The organism is Diaphorobacter ruginosibacter (assembly GCF_040396215.1).
GTDB classification, from domain to species: Bacteria; Pseudomonadota; Gammaproteobacteria; order Burkholderiales; family Burkholderiaceae_C; genus Diaphorobacter_A; species Diaphorobacter_A ruginosibacter_A.
Genome location: NZ_JBEBOW010000058.1, coordinates 1 through 21,470, shown reverse-complemented (window position 1 = coordinate 21,470; position 21,470 = coordinate 1). Strand labels below are relative to the sequence as shown.

Sequence of the window (21,470 nt, the reverse complement as noted above, 5' to 3'; positions counted from 1 at the left end):
GCCGGAGCCGAGGCGTCAGGCGCGGGAACCTCGGCTGTGCCGGGAGCCGCAGCGGGCGCCGGAGCAGCAGCAGCGGGACCCTCGAGCACGCTGCCCGTGCTGGCCGGACGGGCGTTGCCGAAATAGGCGAGCGCCAACGTGGCGACAAAGAACACCGTTGCCAGGACGGCCGTGGTGCGCGAGAGGAAATTGGCGCTCCCGGATGCGCCAAAAAGGCTGCCCGAGCTGCCACTGCCGAAGGCCGCACCCATGTCGGCACCCTTGCCGTGCTGCACGAGGATCAGGCCGATCATGCCCAGCGCGGTCAGAATCTGCACCGCCAGAATAATGTTGACTACCATACCCATTCTCTAACTCCTAACGTATACGCTCGATCGCGGCTTCACGACGCCGCGGAAATAATTTGCAGAAAGTCCGCGGCCTTCAGGGAAGCGCCTCCGACCAGACCTCCGTCGATATCGGGTTGCCCGAGCAGCTCCGCGGCATTCGCGGCATTCATGCTTCCGCCATAAAGCAAACGGATGGCCGCAGCGCTCTTCGTCGCCGCACCAAGCTGCGCACGCAAAACGGCGTGCACTTGCTGCGCCTGCTCCGGCGTTGCCGTCTTGCCCGTGCCGATCGCCCAGACCGGCTCATACGCCACGATGATTTCGCTGACGCAGTGGCTGACAGCCTGGATCACGGCAGCCAGTTGGCGCTTGACCACGGCTTCCGTCCTGCCCTCCTCGCGCTCGGCCAGCGTCTCGCCCACGCAGACGATGGGCGTGATGCCCGCCGCCAGCGCGCGCTGCGCCTTCGAGCCAACGGCGGCGTCGGTTTCACCGTGGTATTGCCGACGCTCGGAATGGCCCACCAGCACGTAGCGCACTCCGAACTCATTGAGCATCGTCGCCGACATTTCACCGGTATAGGCGCCCGATTCATGTGCGGACACATCCTGGGCGCTCAATGCGATCGGCGAGTTGGCCACGAGCTGCTGCACCTGGGCGAGATAAGGCGCCGGCACGGCCACCGCAATATCGCAGCGCGCACGCGCGCCCACTCCCTCGCGCAGCGCGCTCAGCAAGGCCGCGTTGGCAGCCAGGCTGCCATTCATTTTCCAGTTTCCGGCGATGAGTTTCCTGTTGTTCATGAGCCCCAAGTCAGAACGATCTTGCCTGTATGTTGATTGGATTCCATCAATTCATGCGCGTTCGCGGCCTGCTCGGCCGGGAAGGTGCTGTGAATCACCGGACGGACCTTGCCTGCCGCCAGCAGCGGCCAGACATGCTCGCGCAGGCTTCTTGCTATCGCGCCCTTGAATTCGACCGGACGTGGACGCAGCGTCGAGCCGGTGATGGTCAGGCGGCGGCGCAGCACGAGGCCGGCGTTGAATTCGGCCTTCAGTCCACCCTGCACCGCAATGATGACGATGCGGCCGTCTTCCGCCAGGCATTCCACCTCGCGCGCGACGTATGGCCCCGCCACCATGTCCAACACCACGTCGACACCCCGATCCGCCGTCAGCCTGCGAGCCTCGGCCACGAAATCCTGCGTCTTGTAGTTGATCGCATGATCAGCGCCCAGTTCCAGGCAGTTGCGGCACTTGTCATCGGTTCCAGCCGTCACGATCACCGTGGCGCCAAAAGCCTTGCCCAGCTGGATGGCCGTCACGCCGATGCCGCTGCCGCCGCCCTGGATCAGCAGGGTCTCGCCCGCCTTCAGATGCCCCCGGTCGAACACGTTGCTCCACACTGTGAAGAACGTCTCGGGCAGCGATGCCGCCTGCACGTCGCTGAGTCCCTGCGGCACGGGCAGGCACTGCGCGGCAGGCGCCACGCACCACTGCGCATAACCGCCACCGGCAATCAGCGCGCAGACGCGGTCACCCACCTTGAGCCCCGCCTCCAGCATGGCCTGGGCGTCACCGGATTCGATGACGCCAGCAACCTCCAGTCCCGGCAGATCGGACGCCCCGGCGGGAGGCGCATAGTTGCCCTTTCGCTGCAGCACGTCCGGGCGGTTGACGCCGCTCGCATGCACGCGAATGAGCACTTCGCCCTTGCCGGGCTGCGGCAGGGGGCGTTCGCAGATTTTCAAGCCTTCTGGCGGGCCAAATGCCGTGATCTCCACGGCACGCATTGTCGACGTCATCCTTCAACGATCCAAGGTTTTGGCGTCTGGCCGATGACGCGGGCGTCAAGGACCGGCTGCACTTGCATCCAAAAACAAAAACCGCCGCCAGCCACAGGGCTGGCAGCGAGAGGCAGCAAGAATTATTGCTGTTGCTGCTGTTGCTGATCGCGGTCTTCACCGGACGGACGGCGCTCGCGGCGCTCACCCCGCTCCTGCGGAGCCGGACGGCCACTGCCCTCGCCCGCCGGGCGGTCCAGCAACGCCTTCATCGACAGCTTCACGCGGCCCTTGTCGTCGGTCTCGAGCACCTTGACCTTCACGATCTGGCCTTCCTTGAGGTAGTCGGACACCTTCTCCACGCGCTCGTGGGCGATCTGGGAGATGTGCAGCAGGCCATCCTTGCCCGGCAGCAGATTGATCAGCGCGCCGAAGTCCAGGATCTTGGTGACCGGGCCTTCATAGACCTTGCCGATCTCCACTTCTGCGGTGATCTCCTCGATGCGGCGCTTTGCCTCGTCGGCCTTCGCGCCGTCGGTGGCGGCGATGGTGATGGTGCCGTCTTCCTCGATGTTGATCTGCGTGCCGGTTTCCTCGGTCAACGCGCGGATGGTTGCGCCACCCTTGCCGATCACATCACGGATCTTCTCGGGGTTGATCTTCATGGTGTAGAGCTTGGGAGCGAAGCTCGACACTTCGTTCTTGGCCTCGCCCATTGCTTCCTGCATCTTGCCCAGGATGTGCATGCGCGCTTCCTTGGCCTGCGCCAGGGCGACCTGCATGATTTCCTTGGTGATGCCCTGGATCTTGATATCCATCTGCAGCGCCGTGATGCCATTGGTCGTGCCGGCCACCTTGAAGTCCATGTCGCCCAGGTGGTCCTCGTCGCCCAGGATGTCGGTCAGCACCGCAAAGCGGTTGTCCTCCTTGATCAGGCCCATGGCGATACCTGCCACGTGCGCCTTCATCGGAACGCCCGCGTCCATCAGCGACAGGCAGCCGCCGCAGACCGAGGCCATCGACGAGGAGCCATTCGATTCGGTGATCTCCGAGACCACGCGGATCGTGTAGGGGAACTCCTCCTTGGTCGGCAGGCAGGCCACCAGAGCGCGCTTGGCAAGGCGGCCGTGGCCGATCTCGCGGCGCTTGGTCGAGCCCATCCGGCCCACTTCGCCCGTCGCAAAGGGAGGCATGTTGTAGTGGAAGATGAAGCGGTCTTCGAACTCGCCGGCCAGCGCGTCGATGCGCTGGGCATCGCGTTCGGTACCCAGCGTGGAGACGACCAGCGCCTGGGTTTCACCACGCGTGAACAGGGCGGAGCCATGGGTGCGCGGCAGCACGGAGTTGCGGATTTCGATAGGACGCACGGTGCGCGTGTCGCGGCCGTCGATGCGCGGCTCGCCGGCCAGGATCTGGCTGCGGACGATCCTGGATTCGATTTCGAACAACAGGCCTTCCACCTTCACCGCGTCGAATTCCACACCCTCTTCCTTCAGCGCCGCGAGCACCGAGGCCGAGGCTTCGCGCAGGGCCTGCGTGCGGGCCTGCTTGGAACGGATCTGGTAGGCGGCGCGCAGCTTGTCCTCGGCCAGTTGCGTGATCCTGGCGATGAAAGCCTCGTCCTTGGCCGGAGGCTGCCAGTCCCAGACCGGCTTGCCGGCGTCGCGCACCAGTTCGTGGATCGCGTTGATGGCGATCCTGCCTTGCTCGTGGCCGAACACCACCGCACCCAGCATCACTTCTTCGGGGAGCTGCTCGGCTTCGGACTCCACCATCAGCACGGCGGCTTCGGTGCCGGCGACCACCAGGTCCATCTGCGAATTCTTGCGGGCGGTCTGGCCGGGGTTCAGCACGTATTCGCCATTGATGTAACCCACGCGGGCCGCACCGATCGGACCATTGAAGGGGATGCCCGAGATCGACAGGGCAGCGGACACGGCGATCATCGCGGCGATATCGGCGTCCACCTCAGGGTTGAGCGAAATGGTGTGAATGACCACATGCACTTCGTTGTAGAAACCTTCGGGGAACAGCGGACGGATCGGGCGGTCGATCAGACGGCTGGTCAGCGTTTCAAGCTCGCTGGGCTTGGCTTCGCGCTTGAAGAAGCTGCCGGGGATCTTGCCCGCGGCGTAGGTCTTCTCGATGTAGTCCACGGTCAGCGGGAAGAAGTCCTGGCCGGGCTTGGCGTTCTTGGAACCCACGACGGTGGCCAGAACCACGGTGTCGTCGATGTTGACCAGCACGGCGCCTGAAGCCTGCCGCGCGATTTCACCCGTTTCCATGACGACGGTCTTGTCGCCCCATTGAAAACTCTTGGTCACTTTGTTGAACATGCTCATTGGATGAACTCCATTCGATTGGTTGTTGGCGTCAGCGCGGATTGCGCGCTGCACTCCGCCAGGGGAAGGAGCGCAACTCAGAACACGATGCCATTCCAGTGAACCTGCCCTTTTTCGCCTTCCGGCAGGACCATTGGAATGACACAGCTTCGCTCTTTATTGCAACTCCGAAGTAAAAAACGCCTGAGCTAGCGTGCTAACCCAGGCGTTTTTCCATGCCGGTACGATTACTTGCGCAGGCCCAGCTTGGCGATCAGCGCGGTGTAGCGTTCTGCGTCCTTGGACTTCAGGTAGTCCAGCAGCTTGCGGCGACGGCTCACCATGCGCAGCAGGCCACGGCGGCCATGGTGGTCCTTGGCGTGTTGCTTGAAGTGAGGCGTCAGTTCGTTGATGCGAGCGGTCAGCAGGGCCACTTGCACTTCCGGGCTGCCGGTATCGTTGGCGGAACGGGCATTGGCCTTGACGACTTCGGCCTTGACAGTAGATGCGATCATGATTTTTTCCTTGAAATAAGGCCCGCGCAGCGTCACCAAAAATGATAGCACCAGAGCCTTGTAATGACTTGCGCTGCTGGCTGGAACGGTCAGCAGCGTGCGTACTGCACCATGCAGAACCCGATGATTATAGCCGAGAGCTCCATCCGGGCCTTTTGCATGGTTTGCATAGCCTGGTGCAAAGACAACCGACAGAAAAGATGATGTGACTCAGGGATACCAGCCCGACCCCGGGAAAAGATGCCAGCCATCCATCACAAACAGGAGCAAACATGCGCATCACCTCCGTCCTGCTGAGCATCTGCGTTGCCACGGCAGCCTGGTCCGGCATACCCATGGCACATGCGGCGTCCAAGTCCGCCAGCAAGAGCGCGGACAAGAAGTCCAGCGCGGTAAGGATCAAGCACACGAAAAACAACTCCGAAGAGAGCCAGGCCGAACGCGACAGGCGGCTGTACCGCGAATGCCGGGGCCTGCCCAACGCCGGAGCATGCGCGGGCTATACCCAAAAATAGCGCAGGCCATTCATTTCCGAAGAGCTCGATCACGCCCACCGCACGCTGAAAACGTGCCAAGCATTGGCAATGAGCAGATATCGCCCGATTGGCAAAAATCGGGATTCTCCTGAAATTCCGGAAAGCGCATGCTATGATGGCAGGCTTCAGCGGCTGTAGCTCAGCTGGATAGAGTACTTGGCTACGAACCAAGGGGTCGTGGGTTCGATTCCTGCCAGCCGCACCAGACGACAAGCCTCAAGGCAGACATGCCTTGAGGCTTTTTCGTTTGTGCGCCGCACGCGCCCCCTTTCCTCGGTGCATCCCCTGGCATCTTCGCCGCCGGCAAGGCCTTGGCAGGCCAGCCGACGCTTCAGGAAAGAGAACCCCTGTCCAGGAGCGCCCAGGCGAGTTCTCAGGCAAGATGAGAGCATGAACAAAGCCTTCACGAAAGAGACGGATTCAGACGACGATGACGATCTGCCCCAGCCGGCGGGCGTTCCTGCGGGCACCAGGAACTACATCACGCCGGACGGCTATGCGCGGCTGCGCGCCGAACTCATGCATCTGATCGACGTGGAGCGCCCACAGGTCGTCGATATCGTTCATTGGGCCGCCAGCAACGGAGACCGCTCGGAAAACGGCGACTATCTCTATGGCAAGAAACGCCTGCGTGAAATCGATCGCCGCATCCGTTTTCTCACCAAGCGTCTTGAGATTGCCGAGGTGGTGGATGCCTCCAGGCACATGGGCAGCGATCAGGTGTTCTTTGGCGCCACCGTCACCTACATGGATACGCTGGACAAGGTCGAGAGAACCGTCACCATCATGGGTATCGACGAGTCGGACAATGCCCGGCAGCAGATCAGCTGGATATCACCCGTGGCCCGCGCGCTGCTCAAGGCCCGCGAGGGCGACGAAGTCACGTTGCAGACACCCGCGGGATTGCGCACGCTGGAGATCATGGAAGTGCGATACCCCCAGGCCGCCGGGCAATAACCCGCTACGCCGCGAGCGGAATCTCGCGCAGCACACGCAGGACGGAATGCGTGCGCCGCAGATTGCGCAGGATGGCTTCGAGATGCGCTGCATCGCGCACCAGAATCAGGAAACGCAGATCGATGGTTTCCTCCATCGCATCGCCGTCCATGTCCACGCGCGCGATGTCGGCCTCGGAATTCGCCAGCTCCGCGGCCACCCGCGCAAGAACGCCCTTGCCGTTGGTGACCGTCACCACGATCCCCGTCTCGAATGCGCGTGCGGGCTCTTCCGCCCAATCCACGGCGATGAACCGCTCGCTGTCCTTGGCCTGCAGTTTCTGGGCCACCGCACAGCGCACGTTGTGCACCACCAGCCCTTCGCCACGCCCCAGATACCCGGTGATCGGATCGCCCGGCACAGGTCGGCAGCATGCCGCGTACTGCACCGACACGCCTTCGCTGCCGTCCAGGGTAATGCCGCCTTGCGAGATGGTTTCGTGCGAGCTGTAACGCTCGCGCGTGAGCAGCAGCGCATCGGGACGCTGTCCGCCCTCGGACATGAGCAGCGCCATGCGCTTGGCGACGATGCTGGCGATACGCTTGCCAAGACCGATATCGGTCATCAGATCGGAGCGCGTGCGGCTTCCGGTGAAGCGCAGCAGCTTGTCCCAGATGCCCGCCTGCGAATCCTCGTCCGGCAGGTTTTCCATGCCTTCCGCGCGGACCGCCTGCGTCAGCAGCTTCTCACCCAGGCTGGCCGACTCCGTCAGCTCCATCGTCTTGAGATAGTGGCGGATCTTGGAGCGGGCGCGGCCGGTGCGCACGAATGCGAGCCATGCCGGGTTCGGGTGCGAATCCGGCATGGAGATGATTTCCACCACGTCGCCGTTCTTCAGTTCGGTGCGCAGCGGGACCTGCTCGCCATTGATTTTCCCCGCCACCGCGTGATCGCCCACATCGGTATGCACCGCATAGGCGAAATCGACCACCGTCGCGCCGCGCGGCAACGCCATGATCTGGCTCTTGGGCGTAAACACGTACACCGCGTCAGGAAACAGATCCACGCGCACGTGATCCCAGAATTCCGCCGCATCACGGGTTTCGTTCTGGATATCGAGCAGCGACTGCAGCCATTTCGTGCCCATGCGCTCGACCGAGGACGCGCCCGCGCCGCCCGTATCCTTGTAAAGCCAATGCGCGGCAACGCCCGCCTCGGCGACCACATTCATCTCTTCGGTGCGGATCTGAAACTCGATGTTCACGCCCGCCGGCCCCACCAGCGTGGTGTGCAGCGACTGATAGCCATTGACCTTGGCGATGGCGATATGGTCCTTGAACTTGCCCGGCGCGGGCTTGTACATCTGATGCAGCACGCCCAACGCGGTGTAGCAGTCCGTCACCGTCGGAACGATCACCCTGAAGCCATAGACATCCGTCACCTTGGCAAAGCTCAGGTGTTGCTCGGTCATCTTCTCGTAGATCGAGAACAAGGTTTTTTCACGCCCTGTCAGACGCACGTTCATCCCGATGCGGCTGAAGGCCAGCTCCACCTCGCCCTGCACCTTGGAGACCAGGTCGCGCCGGCGGCTGCGCGCGCGGCTCACCGCCTTGGACAGCGTGGCATACCGCCATGGATGCAGATGGCGGAACGCCAGCTCCTGCAATTCGCGGAAGGTCTGGTTCAGGCCCAGGCGATGCGCAATCGGAACGTAGATTTCCAGCGTCTCGGAAGAGATGCGGCGCCACTTGGAACGCGGCATGTCGTCGAGCGTCCGCATGTTGTGCGTGCGGTCCGCCAGCTTGATGAGGATGACGCGCACGTCGCGCGCCATGGCGAGCAGCATTTTGCGGAACGACTCCGCCTGATTCTCCTCGCGGGTATCGAACTGCAGCTTGTCAAGCTTGGTCAGCCCGTCGACCATTTCAGCGACCGAGGCCCCAAAGCGCGCCACCAGATCGGCCTTGCTGACGCCACAGTCTTCCATCGCGTCATGCAGCAGCGCCGCGCACAATGCCTGGGCATCGAGTTTCCAGCTCGCGCACAGCCCGGCCACGGCAATCGGATGGGTGATATAGGGTTCGCCGCTATTGCGCATCTGCCCGAGATGCGCCCGGTCGGCAAACCGGTAGGCCTGCCGCACCTGCTCGATGCTGGCGTCATCCAGGTAATCCAGCTTTTCCAGGAGCGCAGCAAAACTGGCCGCCGCCGCGTTGGCTGCCGCCGCTTCGGCGCCACCGGCGGGTTGGGCCGCGGAGCCGACATTCAACTGTGTTGCTGACGCCTGGTTAGACACTATTCCTATGCCCTCAAGATAGCTTTAGCAAAACGGCAACTATAAATGTCACCGGACACATCCTGCCGCCTGGTTCTTTTGCTATTTAAATCGTTCCAGGCTGAATCAAAACACTATCGCCTTGCGCTGTTGTTAAAAAATAACATATTGCAACGCAGCAAACAGGATAGCAAACCTGCACCCCAATGGGGCAACGCAATTCCACGTATACGCAAAGGACGCTGCGAACAAATCAAAAATTGACAATTCAGCGCCCTCTCGTCATCGGAGGGATGATGCCGTACATGCCGGTTGCATCACGACAAGCGGTGGAATTCGCAGGCCGAGGTCTTACAGACTATCAAAAACAGAAAAGCACCGCTGAGCGGTGCTTTTCTTGACTGAAGGCAAATTGAAGGCCGTCGATATCAGCCCGGAACCTTCTTGAGCATCTCCAGGCCCACTTTTCCTGCCGCGATTTCGCGCAGCGCGGTCACGGCGGGCTTGTTGCGGCTTTCGATCTTGGGCGAGTGGCCCTGGCTGAGCATGCGGGCGCGATAGGTCGCTGCCAGAACCAGTTGAAAACGGTTGGGGATCTGCTCGAGGCAGTCTTCCACAGTGATGCGGGCCATGTGATTCTCCGGGGATCCAGTTCAGGGAATGTGGAGCGATTCGAAAGTATCGGCCCGGGCTCTGCGCTGGGCGGCGTACTTCAGACGCTGCGCGTGAACGATGCTCTTCAGGTCAAAAAGCGCGCGTTCAAAAACTTCGTTGATTATAACGAAGTCGAAATTACAGGCCTGCGCCATCTCCTGTTCCGCGTTCGCAAGGCGCATCTCGATCACCTCGGGCTCATCCTCGCCACGGCGTTCCAAGCGCGAACGTAGTTCCTCCCAGCTTGGCGGCAGGATGAAGATCAACACCGCATTCGCAAACGTCTTCTTGACCTGCATCGCGCCCTGGAAGTCGATTTCGAGAATGACGTCGGACCCCTGCCCCACGCGATCCTCGATGGCCTTCCTGGAGGTGCCGTAGCGGCGGCCATGCACGTTCGCCCATTCGACAAACCCGTTGGTGGCCACCATGGCGTCGAACTCCTGGTCGGAAGCAAAAAAATACTCCCTGCCATGCTTTTCCTGGCCGCGTGGCGCGCGGGTGGTGTGCGAGACGGAAGGCTGGACGAGCGAGTCCAGTTCCCTGAGAGCCTTTACCAGACTGGATTTACCTGCCCCGCTGGGGGCAGACACGACATATAGATTTCCTGGATAGTCCATAGATTCGAGCGTTGCGCGCTTCCAAAACGGAATTATCACTCGATGTTCTGCACCTGCTCGCGCATCTGCTCGATCAGCACTTTCATATCCACGCTAATTCTGGTCAACTCCATCGCCGCCGATTTCGACCCCAGCGTGTTGGCCTCGCGGTGCAGTTCCTGGATCAGGAAGTCCAGCCGCTTGCCGACTTCGCCGCCCTTCTTGAGCAGATGCTCGATCTCGTCCAGGTGCGAATCGAGGCGGGTGAGCTCCTCCGCCACGTCGATGCGGATGGCAAAGGCGGTCGCCTCGGTCAGGGCGCGGTCCTGCGCCATCTCCGGCGCCACGCTGCCCTCGGCCAGGCCCATGGCCTCCTTCCAGCGCTCCATGAAGCGCTGACGCTGCTGCTCGACGAGCTGCGGCACCAGCGGGCCGGCCTGCCTGGCAAGCGCCCGCAACTGGCTCACGCGATCCAGCAAGGTGGCGCCCAGGCGCTCGCCCTCGCGCTCGCGGGCGGTCGCAAGGTCCTTGATCGCCCCCTGCGCCAGCTTCTTGAGCGGCTCGCTCCAGTCGGTGGACGGCCCCGAACCGGCGGCGCACAGGCGCAGGGCATCCGCCACACTCAGCGCGGCCGCCTGCGGCAGCCACGCCTTGACGGTGTCCTGCACGATGCACAGGCGCTGCAGCATCTGCGGCGAGGGTTCGGGCAGCGACCCGCTGTCGCCCGTTTCCGCGAAGAAGGCCCGCACCTCCACCTTGCCGCGCTTGAGCCTGGAGGTGAGCAGCGCCCGCAGCATCGGCTCCTGCGCGCGCAACTCCTCCGCGAGACGGAATGAAAGATCCAGAAACCGGCTGTTGACCGAGCGGATCTCCAGCCCGAGCTGACGGTGTGGGGCGTTTTGCCGCTCCTCGTTCACGGGCGCCTCCAGCTGTGCGCTGGCATACCCTGTCATGCTGTAAACTGCCATTGGACTTTCGGTGATTGGTTGCTTGCAATCCGGCGATTATCCGGGTTCTGACCGAGCCGTGATCGCATCTCCTGTCATATGTCGAAAATCAAGCCAAGCTCCCTGCCTCCGGATACCGTCATTGGCGGTTATCGAGTCGTCCGCCGCATCGCAGCCGGCGGCTTTGGCGTCGTCTACCAGGCCATCGGGGCCGACGACCAGCCGGTTGCCATCAAGGAGTACCTCCCCTCGTCGCTTGCCACGCGTGCCGCCGGCGAGCTGGCGCCCACCGTGGCCCCCGAGAAGCTCTCGCTCTACAGGCTCGGCCTCAAGAGCTTTTTCGAAGAAGGGCGCTCGCTCGCGCAGATCTCCCACCCCTCCGTGGTGAGCGTGCTGAATTTCTTCCGGGAGAACGAAACCGTCTACATGGTGATGAATTATCTGGAGGGAGCCACCCTGCAGGATTTCATCATCACGGCGCGCGAGCAGAAATCCCAGAAGATATTCCGCGAATCGACCATCCGCTCGCTGTTCGACGAAGTGCTGCGCGGCTTGCGCATCGTGCACCAGCACAAGATGCTGCACCTGGACATCAAACCCGCCAACATCTTCATCACCGACGATGACCGCGCCGTCATGATCGACTTCGGCGCCGCGCGCGAAGTGCTGTCCAAGGAAGGCACATTCATCCGGCCGATGTACACGCCGGGCTTCGCCGCCCCGGAGATGTACCGCCGCGACTCCCAGATGGGGCCCTGGACCGACATCTACGCGATCGGCGCATGCATCTATGCCTGCATGCACGGCTACCCCCCCACGGAAGCCACGCAGCGCTCCGACAAGGACCGCCTGACGGCGGCGCTGGCGAAAATGCGCGGACTGTATTCGGACAATCTGATCGAGGTCGTGGAGTGGTGCATGGCGCTCGATCCGCTCTCGCGTCCGCAGTCGGTGTTCGCGCTGCAAAAGGAACTCAGCCGCGAGGGCGAGCGCCGCTACACCAAGCTCACCGTGGCAGAAAAAATGCGCCTGCAGCTCGACACGCTGGTCGCCGACACGCGAGGCAACCTGCTCAAGGCGGGCAACGGCACAGGAAAAATCCAATGAAATTCTCAGTCTTCCAGGTCAGCCGCCGCGGCGGGCGCGAGAAAAACGAAGACCGCATGGGCTACTGCTACACGCGCGAGTCCGGCCTGTTCCTGCTGGCCGACGGCATGGGCGGGCACCCGGACGGCGAAGTCGCCGCGCAAATCGCCATCCAGACCGTCTCGGCGCTGTTCCAGCGCGAGGCCCGGCCGGCGCTGGCGGACGTGTCCACGTTTCTCACCGGCGCCCTGCTGGCCGCGCACCACCAGATCCTGCGCTATACCAGCGACCGCTCGCTGGGTGACTCGCCCCGCACCACCCTGGTGGCCGCCGTCGTGCAGGACGGCCGCGCCCAGTGGATCCACTGCGGCGATTCGCGCCTGTACATGGTGCGCAACGGTCAGATGCTCACGCGCACGCGCGATCATTCCTACATGGAACTGCGCAACGCATCGTTCAAGGGACTGGAGAACATCAACCGCAACGTGCTGTTCACCTGCCTTGGTTCGCCCTCCAAGCCGGTCTTCGACATCAGCGACCCCGAGCTCCTGGAGCAAGGCGACCGCATTCTCCTGTGCTCGGACGGATTGTGGGGCTCGGTCAGCGACGAGAAAATTTCCGCGGAACTGGGCCACAGCACCGTCTCCGAAGCCGTGCCGAACCTGGTCGAGGAAGCGCTGCGCGAAGCGGGCAGCACCAGCGACAACGTCACCGTGGTTGCCATGGAGTGGGAAATGCCCGATCACTTTCCCTCGACCATGGGCATCTCCACCGACGACATCCAGGAGGACGTCTTCGCGTCCACCATCCAGGCAAGCCTGCTGGACAACAGCAGCCTGCCCGACGATATCGACGACCTGGACGATGAAGCCATCGAACGCTCCATTGCCGAGATCAACGAGGCGATTCGCCGCTCCTCCGCTGCGCGCAAGCTCTGAAAAGAGCACAATCGCTGCTTGCCCTGCTCCGGCGTGGTCATTGGACACATGCCGGCTGCTGCATCGCATCACACATATTCCCGGGCGGTCGCGCCAGCCGTGTCCGCCCCCTCATGCGCGGCCACCGCACCGATCCGCCGCTGGAGCACCACACCATGAACCCATCATCCACCAACGAGTTCACCCGCATCGGGCGCGCCAACGATGCGCTGCGCGCCGTGCGCATCACACGCAGCTACACCATGCACGCCGAAGGCTCCGTGCTGATCGAGTTCGGCAACACCAAGGTGCTGTGCACCGCGTCGGTCGAGGAGCGCGTTCCGCCGCACAAGCGCGGCAGCGGCGAAGGCTGGGTCACGGCCGAGTACGGCATGCTGCCGCGCTCCACGCACAGCCGCACCGACCGCGAAGCGGCTCGCGGCAAGCAGACCGGCCGCACGCAGGAGATCCAGCGCCTCATCGGCCGCAGCCTGCGCGCGGCATTCGATCTCAGGCTGCTGGGCGAGCGCACCATCCAGCTGGACTGCGACGTCCTGCAGGCCGATGGCGGCACGCGCACCGCAGCCATCACCGGAGCCTGGGTTGCCGCGCAGGATGCGGTCAACAAGCTGCTGGCCGCCGGCACGCTCAGGCAGTCGCCCATCACCGAGGCGGTGGCGGCCATCTCGGTAGGCATCGTCGGCATGCAGCCCATGCTCGACCTCGAATACCGCGAAGACGTGGCTTGCGACACCGACATGAACGTCGTGATGACCGGCGCCGGCCACTTCATCGAAGTGCAGGGCACGGCGGAAGGCGCGGCGTTCTCGCGCCGGGAAATGAGCCAGTTGCTGGATCTTGCCGAGAAGGGGATTTCCGAACTGATCATCCTGCAACGGCAGGCGCTCGCCTGATCCACGGGCCCCTCATGGAAAAGTGCCGCCATCGACACATCACCAGAAACACACCCGACCATTGACCATTGCCCATGAAAATCGTCCTCGCATCCAACAACAAGGGAAAACTCGCCGAACTGCAATCCATGCTCGAGCCGCTCGGCGTCGAGCTGATTGCGCAATCCCAACTCTTTACCGGCGAAGCCGAAGAGCCCTACGACACCTTCGTGGAAAACGCCCTCGCCAAGGCGCGCTTCGCATCCAGCCACACCGGCCTGCCCGCCATCGCCGATGACGCGGGCATGTGCGTGGAGGCGTTCGGCGGGCAGCCAGGCGTGCAGACCGCCTACTATGCGACCCGGTTCGGCTACGAAAAGAGCGACGCCAACAACGTCCGCGCCCTGCTGGAACAGATGGCCGCCATCGACAACCGGCGCGCCACCATGGTCAGCACGCTCGTTGCGGTGCGTGGCCCACAGGACCCCGAGCCGCTCATCGCCGTGGGCCGCGTGCGCGGAGAGATCACGCGCGAGCCGCGCGGCGGCAACGGCTTCGGATTCGACCCGGTCATGTTCATTCCCGAGCTTGGAGCCACATTCGCCGAGCTGCCTGCCGCCGTGAAGAATGCCTACAGCCACCGCGGCCGCGCAAGCAAGCAGCTTCTGGACATGCTGCACGAGAACTGGTTCTGAACACGGCATCCGCGAGCATCAGCGTGAGCATCCCCATCATTTCCGCCAACAACGCGGCTTCCACGCCCGCCAGCGGCAAGGCGCTGAAATCCATTCAGGACTACATGCGCCCCGGCCTGCTGCAACTGAAGTCGCTGCCGCCGCTGTCGCTGTACATCCACCTGCCGTGGTGCCTGAAGAAATGCCCTTATTGCGATTTCAACTCCCACGAAATGCGCGGCGGCAATGACGCTGGCGACACCGCGCAACACCAGCGGTACCTGGCCGCGCTGATGGCGGACCTCGAGGCGGCCCTGCCCCTGATCTGGGGCCGCTCGGTGCACAGCATCTTCATCGGCGGCGGCACGCCCAGCCTGTTCGCGCCAGAGGCCATCGACCAGTTGCTGAGCGACGTGCGCGCACGCCTGCGCCTGGAGGCCGACTGCGAGATCACGATGGAGGCCAATCCCGGCACGTTCGAGAAAGACCGCTTCCGCGCATACCGCGCGGCGGGCGTCACGCGCCTGTCCATCGGCGTGCAAAGTTTCGACGACCGCTACCTCCAGGCCCTGGGCCGCGTGCATGACAGGGCACAGGCGCTCGCCGCGGTGGAGGAAGCCGCGCAATCGTTCGATACGTTCAACCTCGACATCATGTATGCGCTGCCGGGACAAGGCCCGCTCGATCTCGAACGCGACCTGCAGACGGCCCTTTCGTTCGCGCCGCCGCACCTGTCGGTCTATCATCTGACGATCGAGCCCAACACCTATTTCGCCAAGTTCCCGCCCACCGTCCCCGACGAGGACACGGCATACGACATGCTCGACCGCATCACCGAACTCACCGAGGCGGCGGGCATGCGCCGCTACGAAATCTCGGCCTATGCGCGCCCCCATCATGACTGCGCCCACAACACGAACTACTGGCAGTTCGGTGATTACCTGGGCATAGGCGCCGGCGCGCACAGCAAGCTCAGCTTCGCGCACCGCGTCGTGCGGCAGGTGCGCCTGCGCGACCCCGCCCGATACATGGAAGGCGCCCTCGCGGGGCTTGCCATTGCCCAGGACGACGACGTGCGCCGCGCCGATCTGCCGTTCGAATACATGCTCAATGCATTGCGGCTGCGCGATGGCTTTTCCCTGCAGGATTTCGTGGAGCGCACCGGCGCGCCGCTGTCGGCCATCGAGCCCGGCTTGAAGCAGGCCCAGGCGCGCGGACTCATCGTGCGCGAAGGGCTGAAGATCCAGCCCACCGAGCGCGGCTTCGATTTCCTGAGCGATCTGCAATCACTGTTTCTCGCGGACTGACTGCGCAGCGTATTTTCGGAATCAGCCGCAGTTCACGCCCGTGATCTTGCCGCCCTGATCCACGACCAGGTTCAGGCGATCGGGAAAGTGCTCCATGGTCCCGGGCTGCCCCGCCCGCACGATGCGCGCCATGCGCGCGCCCGATCGCACGCGCGCCTGCTCCGTCACTTTCGCGGTGGCCTTCTGTCCGACGAACGGCTGGGCGCCCTGCACGCTGCAGGCTCCGCCCACCGGCGCCGTCGACGCGCCGATGGGAGGCGGCGGCTTGGGCGGCGGGCTTTGCGGAGACAGGGACGAGCAGCCCGCAACGAACAGCAAGGCAGCCGCGGCAACCCATGATCCAGACGACTTGCGCATGGCGTGAATCCTTCAACATCAGCGAATTGAACAATCTTCCAACCTTAACGCATGGCATGCCGGTCGAGGTGATCAAGCGTAACGGCAGCTATCAGCGCATGGCGAACGATTCGGCATGCAGGCGCCATCGTCCACGGCCCCACCGCCGGCAGGCATTGCGCAGCGAAGCGGCAAACCCGCCGGGGCCGCAAAACCAGATGTCCAGCGGCTTGCCGCTTTCGTGGTTTAGATGCGTCATGGGGTCGAACAAGTCGCCGCAGGCCTCGTCGTGAATGCGCAGTTGCACGGCAGGCCGCGCCGCCGCGCACAGGCGGCGGACCTGCTCCAGCAATGCGTCCTCACGCGCATCGCGGGTGCAGTAATGCATCCACACCTCCTGGCGCGGCGGCGCAGCCGGAGAATCATCCGGCTTCCGGCGCGATTCGAGCAGGGCGAAAAACGGAGTGACGCCCACTCCCGCGGCGATCCATACCTGACGGCGCGCCGGATCACCGATACCGTCAAATCTGCCGTATGGGCCCTCGATGCGCAGCCAGTCCCCCGCCCGCAACCGCCCGGACAGGGTTTTCGTGAAATCGCCCAGCGGCTTGATCAGAAAACGCAGCAGCGGCTCGCCCGCCTGCGTTGTGCCCGATGACTGCGGAGCACTTGCAATGGTGAACGGATGCGATCCTTCCAGCCGGTCCATCGTCAGGAAGGCGAACTGCCCCGGCGTGTGTCCCGGCCAGTCCCGGGGCATCGCGCAGACCAGTTCGAGCGGCGCCTGGCCCGGCGGCCCGCCAAGCAGCGCCGCCCGTTCCACGCGCGCCTCATAAGTGCGCCCTTGTCCGATGCGGCCCGCAAGCGACATCACCGCAGCCGCGCTCCCCGCCACGAAAAAGCACATATAGAGAATGCCCAGCGCACTGGACCATGCCGATGCAGGCATCAACACCACCGAGTGGCACACCAGCGCCAGATACAGCAGCGGCATGATGCGATGCGTCCAGCGCCACCTGCGATAGTCGAGCATCTGCTGCCACAGCGTGACGAGCAAAAGGCCGAGCAGGATGTAGAACGCGATTTCCCCCATGTCCTTCGACACCGCGCGCAGCGGAGCCGCCCAGGCCAGCATCGCCTCGCGCGCGGGACGGCCCGCCGTTCCCCAGGCTTGCTTGAGGAGCCCGCTCGATTCCTTGGTGCCCCAATGCATGACCGCCGTGGCCCCCGCCGCGATGCCGGCCCATTTATGCAGCCGGTATACCTGATCCATGCCGCCCAGGAGCCGCTCCATCCAGGGCTGGCGAAGCGCCAGCAGCATGCACAGGCTCATCAGCCCCACGCTCCACAGGCCACTGAGATTCAGCACGTGCTGGCGCAGCGCCCACCAGCCCACCGCCGCCGCCTGGGCATCCATCAAAGGAAAAATACGCCATTGCGGCGGTGCGGCCCAGCACCACAGGGCGGCAACGCCCGCCAGGAAAATCGCCAACGTCATCTGTTTTCGCATATCACACACTCCTGAAGTCAAGGCATCGCCGGTGGTGCCGGGTTCCCGTCAACGAAGCGTCTTGCTGGACTCCACCGCGCCAGTGGCGGCATTAACGTAAAGTTTCATGCGTCGGCCCTGCGCGTCGTATGCCTTGACCTCGTAGCGCCCATGATCCAGTTCGATCTCCTGGATGTCCTGATATCCCTGCGCTTCCAGGCGGTCGTAGATTTGCCGGATGGTCAGCACGTTCCGTGCAGCCGCAGCAGCGGGAGCAGCCGCTACGGCAGGCGCCGGTGCGCCCGCGTTCTGCGCGCAGGCATGGGAAGCAAGCCCCCCGACGGAGAGAGCAATCGCGAGCGCGGCGATGGAATGACGATAGGAATGAGACATGTGAAAACTCCTTGGGAAAATATTCCCGGTCCGTGAATGAATCGGGCAATTCAGGCTGCCTCCTGCAAGGCCCGGACAGGGAATGCGCTTCTTGCGAAGCCTTGAAACACCTGTCGGAATGAATTCTGGAAAACATGCGGTGAAGCCAAGCTGAACCGCCCGTTCATCTCCCGTTCATCGCGGTTTTGGTAAAAGTGAAGAGCGTCACCGCCACCAAGGATCAGTCTCATGAGCAATCCAGCCACATCACCACCTACACGTTTCCCATGCAGGCGCCGGACGCTCGTCCTGGCGGTTCTGGCGCTGGGCATCTGCTCGTTCGCTGGCACGCTTTCCGGAACCGCGCAGGCAGGCCCCAGCGATCACGAGCTGGCTCGCCAGGCGCTTCGGGAAGGCAGGATCCTGCCGCTGCGCACCGTGCTGGACATCATGGAGCGCGACCACAAGGGCCAGGTGCTGGAGGTCGAGCTCGAACGCGACGACGGCCTGTTCATCTACGAAATCAAGCTGCTCCAGCAGGACGGCGTTCTGGTGAAGCTCAAGCTCGACGCCGCCACGGGCCGCGTCATCGGCATCAAGCAAAAGAGGAAACACTGATGCGCATCCTGGTCGTGGAAGACGAGCCCACGCTGCGGGCGCAGCTGATCGAGGCACTGCGATTGGCCACTCACACGGTCGAGGCCGCCGGCGACGGCGAAACGGCGCTCCATCTGGGTGAAACGGAGGACTTCGACGCGGCCATCCTCGACCTGGGCCTGCCGGTGGTCGATGGCCTTTCGGTGCTCAGGGGCTGGCGCGCCGCCGGCCGCGGCATGCCCGTGATGATCCTCACGGCGCGCGGCGCCTGGCATGAGAAGGTGGCGGGCATGGATGCGGGCGCCGACGACTATCTCGCCAAGCCCTTTCACATGGAGGAGTTGCTGGCGCGCCTGCGCGCTCTGCTGCGTCGCCTCGGAGGGCAATCCAGCGCCGAATGGCAGTGCGGGCCGATCCGCCTGGATACGAAGCAGGCCCGCGCCCTGGTTGACGGACAGGCGCTCACCCTCACCAGCCATGAGTTCAAGATACTCTCGCTGCTCATGCAGCGCCCTGGCGAGGTGTTCTCGCGCACCGACCTGTACGAGCACATTTATCCCAACGACAGCGAGCGCGACTCCAACACCATCGAAGTGTTCATCGGCCGGCTGCGCAGGAAGCTGCCGCCCGCGAGCATAGAAACAGTGCGCGGAATGGGATACCGCCTCATCGACACGAGCGCCGCCTCATGAACGCCGCATCGCCAGCGCCCGCGCACCGCCAATCGCTGCGGGCGCGCCTGCTGCTGGGCGCGCTCGCATGGATCATCGCGGCGCTGGCCGTCGCCGGCTGGGGTCTGCGCAACCTGTTCAAGGAACATGTGGAGCAGCAATTGCAGGCACAGTTGGTGCTGCATCTGAACCAATTGAGCGCCGCGGCCAGCGTGCAGGAGGACGGAAGCATCGCCGTCACGCCCATCAGCAGTGATCCTAGATTCGAGAAACCGCTCTCGGGCCTGTTCTGGCAGGCCGATGAACTCAGGATCGACGCCAAGAAGAAGCCGCAAGTGATGCGCGAGGCCATCGCCCGCTCGCGCTCCCTGTGGGATCAGGCGCTGCGGTTGCCCGCCGTGGTCCAGGACGCACAGGCGGGCCTCAGCTACCGCACACTGCAGCTCAAGGATGGCGCTGGCAACGATCTGCTGGCCGTCACGCGCAACCTGCAGCTTCCCGAAGCCGACGCGCCACCCCTGAGGCTCACGGTCGCGGCCGACAGCGCGCTGCTGTCGGAGCCGCTGCAGCGCTTCACCTCGATGTTGACGGTAACGTTGACGCTGCTCGCGCTGGGCCTGCTCATCGCCGTGTTGGCACAGTTGCAGTTCGTGATGCGTCCGCTCGCACAATTGAGGTCGAGGCTCACCGCCGTGCTCGAAGGCCGCGCGCGGAGCCTGGAAGGCCGCTTTCCCCAGGAACTGCAGCCTCTCGTCGACGAGTTCAACAAGGTCCTCGACACGAACGCCGAAATGGTCCAACGCGCGCGCACCCAGGCCGGCAACCTCGCGCATGCGGTGAACACGCCGCTGGCCATCCTCGCCAACGCGGCTGAGCATGAAAGCGGACCTTTCGCGGCGCTGGTGCGCGAGCAGTCCGACACGGCACGGCGCCACGTCACGCATCATCTGGCGCGGGCGCGCGCCGCTTCGGCTGTCCGGACAAGCGGTCTTCGCACGCCGGTCCCGGAACATCTGGCGGCGCTGGTCCGCACCATGGAAAAGCTGCATGCCGAACGCCGCGTGCGGTTCGAGATCCACCCCATCGACCCCCGGCTCGCCTTTCGCGGAGAGCCCCAGGACCTCTATGAACTCATGGGGAACCTGATCGACAACGCAGGCAAATGGGCCAGCAACCGCGTCGAGATCAGCGCCAGCGCATGCGGCGGCAACATGTTCGAACTGCTGGTGGACGACGACGGCCCTGGCTTGAGCCGGGAGCAATGCGAGCGGGCTTTCCAGCGCGGCGTACGCCTGGACGAGCGGCAGCCCGGATCGGGCCTGGGACTCGACATCGTCCGCGAACTCGCGCAAACCTACGGCGGCGACGTCAGCGCCCAGCCATCGCCGCTGGGCGGCCTGCGCATGCGCCTCACTCTTCCCGCGAGCGATGCGTGACCCATCCGGTCCAATCGACAGTGACTGCGGGGAAACAGGCTCGCGGCCGATGCATTTCAAAGACAAAAAAGCCACTGGCGAAGATTGCGCCAGCGGCTTCATGCATGGTGGTAGGCCGTGCTGGGCTCGAACCAGCGACCAAAGGATTATGCTTGCCACTTCGGCTTTCGCCGCCCGTTTCCGGTTCGTGGTCTGGACTCTGTCTTGCCTTTCGGCCTTCCCGTCGAGTCTCTACACGTTCCCTCTTCTGGAGGGCTTCGCTCGGCGTTGGCATGGCGCATCCGCGCTTTAGCGTTCACCGAATTTGAGAAGTTCTACTTCAAGGCAGAGTGAACTTGCCTTGAGCAACCCAGTGGGACGCTTCCGTTTTCTGGCCACGGCCAGATGGTAGGAACCATCCCGTTAAGTCCTCTGCTCTAACCAACTGAGCTAACGGCCCACAGCTTTCCATTATGGCACACCGCGCCGGGCGCGCCACGAAGCCGGAGCGGCTGCGCGGCGTGCCATCGCGTTCAATGCACGGTCGAGAGCTCGCGCCAGTTGAGCGAACGGGTGCGCTGCGTGGAGAACGTGCCGGATACTTTCTCCAGCGCCCCCTTGTTGTCGCCTATCCATGGCTGCACCTTGCCCCGCACGTTGAAGAAGCTGAAGTCGATGATGAGGCTATCCTGCGCCAGATAATTCGCCACCTCGTTGTTGCTGTTCTTGAGCACCGACGCGCCATTGGAGAAGTTGACGGCATAGACGTTGCTGCGGCCCGACGGGTTGCAGGCATCGCCGGTGGGCAGGACCGACGA

Annotated in this window: 23 protein-coding genes and 1 tRNA gene; 11 read left to right on the top strand and 13 right to left on the bottom strand. The window is 63.7% G+C overall.

Annotated features, from left to right (window positions below; genetic code table 11):
- The 5 genes from secG to rpsO all read right to left on the bottom strand — a co-directional run.
- Positions 1-347: preprotein translocase subunit SecG (gene secG, locus ABWP92_RS09235; protein ID WP_353235080.1), on the bottom strand; the 347-nt coding region annotated here is incomplete at its 3' end.
- Positions 348-382: 35 nt separating this feature from the next.
- Positions 383-1,132, bottom strand: a complete 750-nt coding sequence (tpiA, locus tag ABWP92_RS09230) for a triose-phosphate isomerase (RefSeq protein ID WP_353235079.1) — start codon at positions 1,130-1,132, stop codon at positions 383-385.
- A complete protein-coding gene (locus ABWP92_RS09225; protein ID WP_353235078.1) occupies positions 1,129-2,133 on the bottom strand; it encodes an NAD(P)H-quinone oxidoreductase in 1,005 nt (334 codons plus the stop codon). Before ABWP92_RS09225 ends, tpiA begins: the two co-directional genes overlap by 4 nt.
- A gap of 122 nt (positions 2,134-2,255) precedes the next feature.
- Positions 2,256-4,454, bottom strand: a complete 2,199-nt coding sequence (pnp, locus tag ABWP92_RS09220; protein ID WP_353235077.1) for a polyribonucleotide nucleotidyltransferase — start codon at positions 4,452-4,454, stop codon at positions 2,256-2,258.
- A 227-nt stretch (positions 4,455-4,681) separates the two neighbouring features.
- Positions 4,682-4,948, bottom strand: a complete 267-nt coding sequence (gene rpsO, locus ABWP92_RS09215) for a 30S ribosomal protein S15 (protein WP_187598561.1) — start codon at positions 4,946-4,948, stop codon at positions 4,682-4,684.
- Between the two features lie 272 nt (positions 4,949-5,220).
- Here rpsO and ABWP92_RS09210 point away from each other — a divergent pair, with 272 nt between their 5' ends.
- The 3 genes from ABWP92_RS09210 (at position 5,221) to greB (ending at position 6,441) form a co-directional block, all read left to right on the top strand.
- Complete coding sequence (locus ABWP92_RS09210; RefSeq protein ID WP_353235076.1) at positions 5,221-5,463, top strand: hypothetical protein; 243 nt, start codon at positions 5,221-5,223, stop codon at positions 5,461-5,463.
- 149 nt (positions 5,464-5,612) lie between these two features.
- Positions 5,613-5,689, top strand: a tRNA-Arg gene (locus tag ABWP92_RS09205).
- Positions 5,690-5,874: 185 nt separating this feature from the next.
- Entirely contained in the window at positions 5,875-6,441 is a 567-nt protein-coding gene (greB, locus tag ABWP92_RS09200; protein ID WP_353235075.1) for a transcription elongation factor GreB, read from the top strand.
- 4 nt (positions 6,442-6,445) lie between these two features.
- Here greB and ABWP92_RS09195 read toward each other — a convergent pair whose 3' ends face one another.
- The 4 genes from ABWP92_RS09195 to ABWP92_RS09180 form a co-directional block, all read right to left on the bottom strand.
- Positions 6,446-8,689 (bottom strand): RelA/SpoT family protein, encoded by a 2,244-nt coding sequence (locus ABWP92_RS09195; protein WP_353235074.1) that lies wholly within the window; start codon positions 8,687-8,689, stop codon positions 6,446-6,448.
- 434 nt (positions 8,690-9,123) lie between these two features.
- On the bottom strand, positions 9,124-9,327 hold the full coding sequence (rpoZ, locus tag ABWP92_RS09190) for a DNA-directed RNA polymerase subunit omega (protein WP_166067109.1): 204 nt from the start codon (positions 9,325-9,327) through the stop codon (positions 9,124-9,126).
- Between the two features lie 21 nt (positions 9,328-9,348).
- Positions 9,349-9,969, bottom strand: a complete 621-nt coding sequence (gene gmk, locus ABWP92_RS09185; protein ID WP_353235073.1) for a guanylate kinase — start codon at positions 9,967-9,969, stop codon at positions 9,349-9,351.
- Between the two features lie 35 nt (positions 9,970-10,004).
- A complete protein-coding gene (locus ABWP92_RS09180; RefSeq protein WP_353235082.1) occupies positions 10,005-10,901 on the bottom strand; it encodes a YicC/YloC family endoribonuclease in 897 nt (298 codons plus the stop codon).
- A 93-nt stretch (positions 10,902-10,994) separates the two neighbouring features.
- Between ABWP92_RS09180 and ABWP92_RS09175 the strand changes: the two genes are divergently transcribed.
- From ABWP92_RS09175 to hemW, 5 genes are all read left to right on the top strand, one after another.
- Positions 10,995-12,002 (top strand): serine/threonine protein kinase, encoded by a 1,008-nt coding sequence (locus ABWP92_RS09175; protein ID WP_353235072.1) that lies wholly within the window; start codon positions 10,995-10,997, stop codon positions 12,000-12,002.
- Complete coding sequence (locus tag ABWP92_RS09170) at positions 11,999-12,919, top strand: PP2C family protein-serine/threonine phosphatase (RefSeq protein ID WP_353235071.1); 921 nt, start codon at positions 11,999-12,001, stop codon at positions 12,917-12,919. The genes ABWP92_RS09175 and ABWP92_RS09170 overlap by 4 nt, the downstream gene beginning before the upstream one ends.
- Positions 12,920-13,074: 155 nt before the next feature.
- Positions 13,075-13,812 carry a ribonuclease PH gene (rph, locus tag ABWP92_RS09165; protein ID WP_353235070.1) on the top strand — a complete coding sequence of 246 codons (738 nt, stop codon included), beginning with the start codon at positions 13,075-13,077 and terminating at the stop codon, positions 13,810-13,812.
- Positions 13,813-13,886: 74 nt separating this feature from the next.
- A complete protein-coding gene (gene rdgB, locus ABWP92_RS09160) occupies positions 13,887-14,486 on the top strand; it encodes an RdgB/HAM1 family non-canonical purine NTP pyrophosphatase (protein ID WP_353235069.1) in 600 nt (199 codons plus the stop codon).
- 23 nt (positions 14,487-14,509) lie between these two features.
- A complete protein-coding gene (gene hemW / locus ABWP92_RS09155) occupies positions 14,510-15,772 on the top strand; it encodes a radical SAM family heme chaperone HemW (protein WP_502907496.1) in 1,263 nt (420 codons plus the stop codon).
- A 21-nt stretch (positions 15,773-15,793) separates the two neighbouring features.
- On the opposite strand, the gene ABWP92_RS09150 is transcribed toward hemW, so the two are convergent.
- The 3 genes from ABWP92_RS09150 to ABWP92_RS09140 all read right to left on the bottom strand — a co-directional run bounded on the left by ABWP92_RS09150 (position 15,794) and on the right by ABWP92_RS09140 (position 17,990).
- Positions 15,794-16,129 carry an I78 family peptidase inhibitor gene (locus ABWP92_RS09150; RefSeq protein WP_353235068.1) on the bottom strand — a complete coding sequence of 112 codons (336 nt, stop codon included), beginning with the start codon at positions 16,127-16,129 and terminating at the stop codon, positions 15,794-15,796.
- A 91-nt stretch (positions 16,130-16,220) separates the two neighbouring features.
- Positions 16,221-17,618 (bottom strand): ferredoxin reductase family protein, encoded by a 1,398-nt coding sequence (locus ABWP92_RS09145; protein ID WP_353235067.1) that lies wholly within the window; start codon positions 17,616-17,618, stop codon positions 16,221-16,223.
- Between the two features lie 48 nt (positions 17,619-17,666).
- Entirely contained in the window at positions 17,667-17,990 is a 324-nt protein-coding gene (locus ABWP92_RS09140; RefSeq protein WP_353235066.1) for a PepSY domain-containing protein, read from the bottom strand.
- 228 nt (positions 17,991-18,218) lie between these two features.
- On the opposite strand from ABWP92_RS09140, the gene ABWP92_RS09135 reads away from it, so the two are divergent.
- From ABWP92_RS09135 to ABWP92_RS09125, 3 genes are read left to right on the top strand one after another with little or no spacing between them, the layout of a single operon-like run.
- On the top strand, positions 18,219-18,587 hold the full coding sequence (locus ABWP92_RS09135) for a PepSY domain-containing protein (RefSeq protein WP_353235065.1): 369 nt from the start codon (positions 18,219-18,221) through the stop codon (positions 18,585-18,587).
- Positions 18,587-19,258 (top strand): response regulator transcription factor, encoded by a 672-nt coding sequence (locus tag ABWP92_RS09130; protein ID WP_353235064.1) that lies wholly within the window; start codon positions 18,587-18,589, stop codon positions 19,256-19,258. The genes ABWP92_RS09135 and ABWP92_RS09130 overlap by 1 nt, the downstream gene beginning before the upstream one ends.
- Positions 19,255-20,673, top strand: a complete 1,419-nt coding sequence (locus ABWP92_RS09125; RefSeq protein ID WP_353235063.1) for a sensor histidine kinase — start codon at positions 19,255-19,257, stop codon at positions 20,671-20,673. The genes ABWP92_RS09130 and ABWP92_RS09125 overlap by 4 nt, the downstream gene beginning before the upstream one ends.
- Before the next feature lie 512 nt (positions 20,674-21,185).
- Here ABWP92_RS09125 and ABWP92_RS09120 read toward each other — a convergent pair.
- A partial coding sequence (locus ABWP92_RS09120) for a hypothetical protein (RefSeq protein ID WP_353235062.1) occupies positions 21,186-21,470 on the bottom strand: 285 nt, incomplete at its 5' end.

Bases quoted from the DNA above. Each gene is read 5' to 3' on its own strand.
- tpiA (WP_353235079.1), bottom strand. From the start codon at position 1,132: ATGAACAACAGGAAACTCATCGCCGGAAACTGGAAAATGAATGGCAGC.
- ABWP92_RS09225 (WP_353235078.1), bottom strand. From the start codon at position 2,133: ATGACGTCGACAATGCGTGCCGTGGAGATCACGGCATTTGGCCCGCCA.
- pnp (WP_353235077.1), bottom strand. From the start codon at position 4,454: ATGAGCATGTTCAACAAAGTGACCAAGAGTTTTCAATGGGGCGACAAG.
- rpsO (WP_187598561.1), bottom strand. From the start codon at position 4,948: ATGATCGCATCTACTGTCAAGGCCGAAGTCGTCAAGGCCAATGCCCGT.
- ABWP92_RS09210 (WP_353235076.1), top strand. From the start codon at position 5,221: ATGCGCATCACCTCCGTCCTGCTGAGCATCTGCGTTGCCACGGCAGCC.
- greB (WP_353235075.1), top strand. From the start codon at position 5,875: ATGAACAAAGCCTTCACGAAAGAGACGGATTCAGACGACGATGACGAT.
- rpoZ (WP_166067109.1), bottom strand. From the start codon at position 9,327: ATGGCCCGCATCACTGTGGAAGACTGCCTCGAGCAGATCCCCAACCGT.
- gmk (WP_353235073.1), bottom strand. From the start codon at position 9,969: ATGGACTATCCAGGAAATCTATATGTCGTGTCTGCCCCCAGCGGGGCA.
- ABWP92_RS09180 (WP_353235082.1), bottom strand. From the start codon at position 10,901: ATGACAGGGTATGCCAGCGCACAGCTGGAGGCGCCCGTGAACGAGGAG.
- ABWP92_RS09175 (WP_353235072.1), top strand. From the start codon at position 10,995: ATGTCGAAAATCAAGCCAAGCTCCCTGCCTCCGGATACCGTCATTGGC.
- ABWP92_RS09170 (WP_353235071.1), top strand. From the start codon at position 11,999: ATGAAATTCTCAGTCTTCCAGGTCAGCCGCCGCGGCGGGCGCGAGAAA.
- rph (WP_353235070.1), top strand. From the start codon at position 13,075: ATGAACCCATCATCCACCAACGAGTTCACCCGCATCGGGCGCGCCAAC.
- rdgB (WP_353235069.1), top strand. From the start codon at position 13,887: ATGAAAATCGTCCTCGCATCCAACAACAAGGGAAAACTCGCCGAACTG.
- ABWP92_RS09150 (WP_353235068.1), bottom strand. From the start codon at position 16,129: ATGCGCAAGTCGTCTGGATCATGGGTTGCCGCGGCTGCCTTGCTGTTC.
- ABWP92_RS09145 (WP_353235067.1), bottom strand. From the start codon at position 17,618: ATGCGAAAACAGATGACGTTGGCGATTTTCCTGGCGGGCGTTGCCGCC.
- ABWP92_RS09140 (WP_353235066.1), bottom strand. From the start codon at position 17,990: ATGTCTCATTCCTATCGTCATTCCATCGCCGCGCTCGCGATTGCTCTC.
- ABWP92_RS09135 (WP_353235065.1), top strand. From the start codon at position 18,219: ATGAGCAATCCAGCCACATCACCACCTACACGTTTCCCATGCAGGCGC.
- ABWP92_RS09130 (WP_353235064.1), top strand. From the start codon at position 18,587: ATGCGCATCCTGGTCGTGGAAGACGAGCCCACGCTGCGGGCGCAGCTG.
- ABWP92_RS09125 (WP_353235063.1), top strand. From the start codon at position 19,255: ATGAACGCCGCATCGCCAGCGCCCGCGCACCGCCAATCGCTGCGGGCG.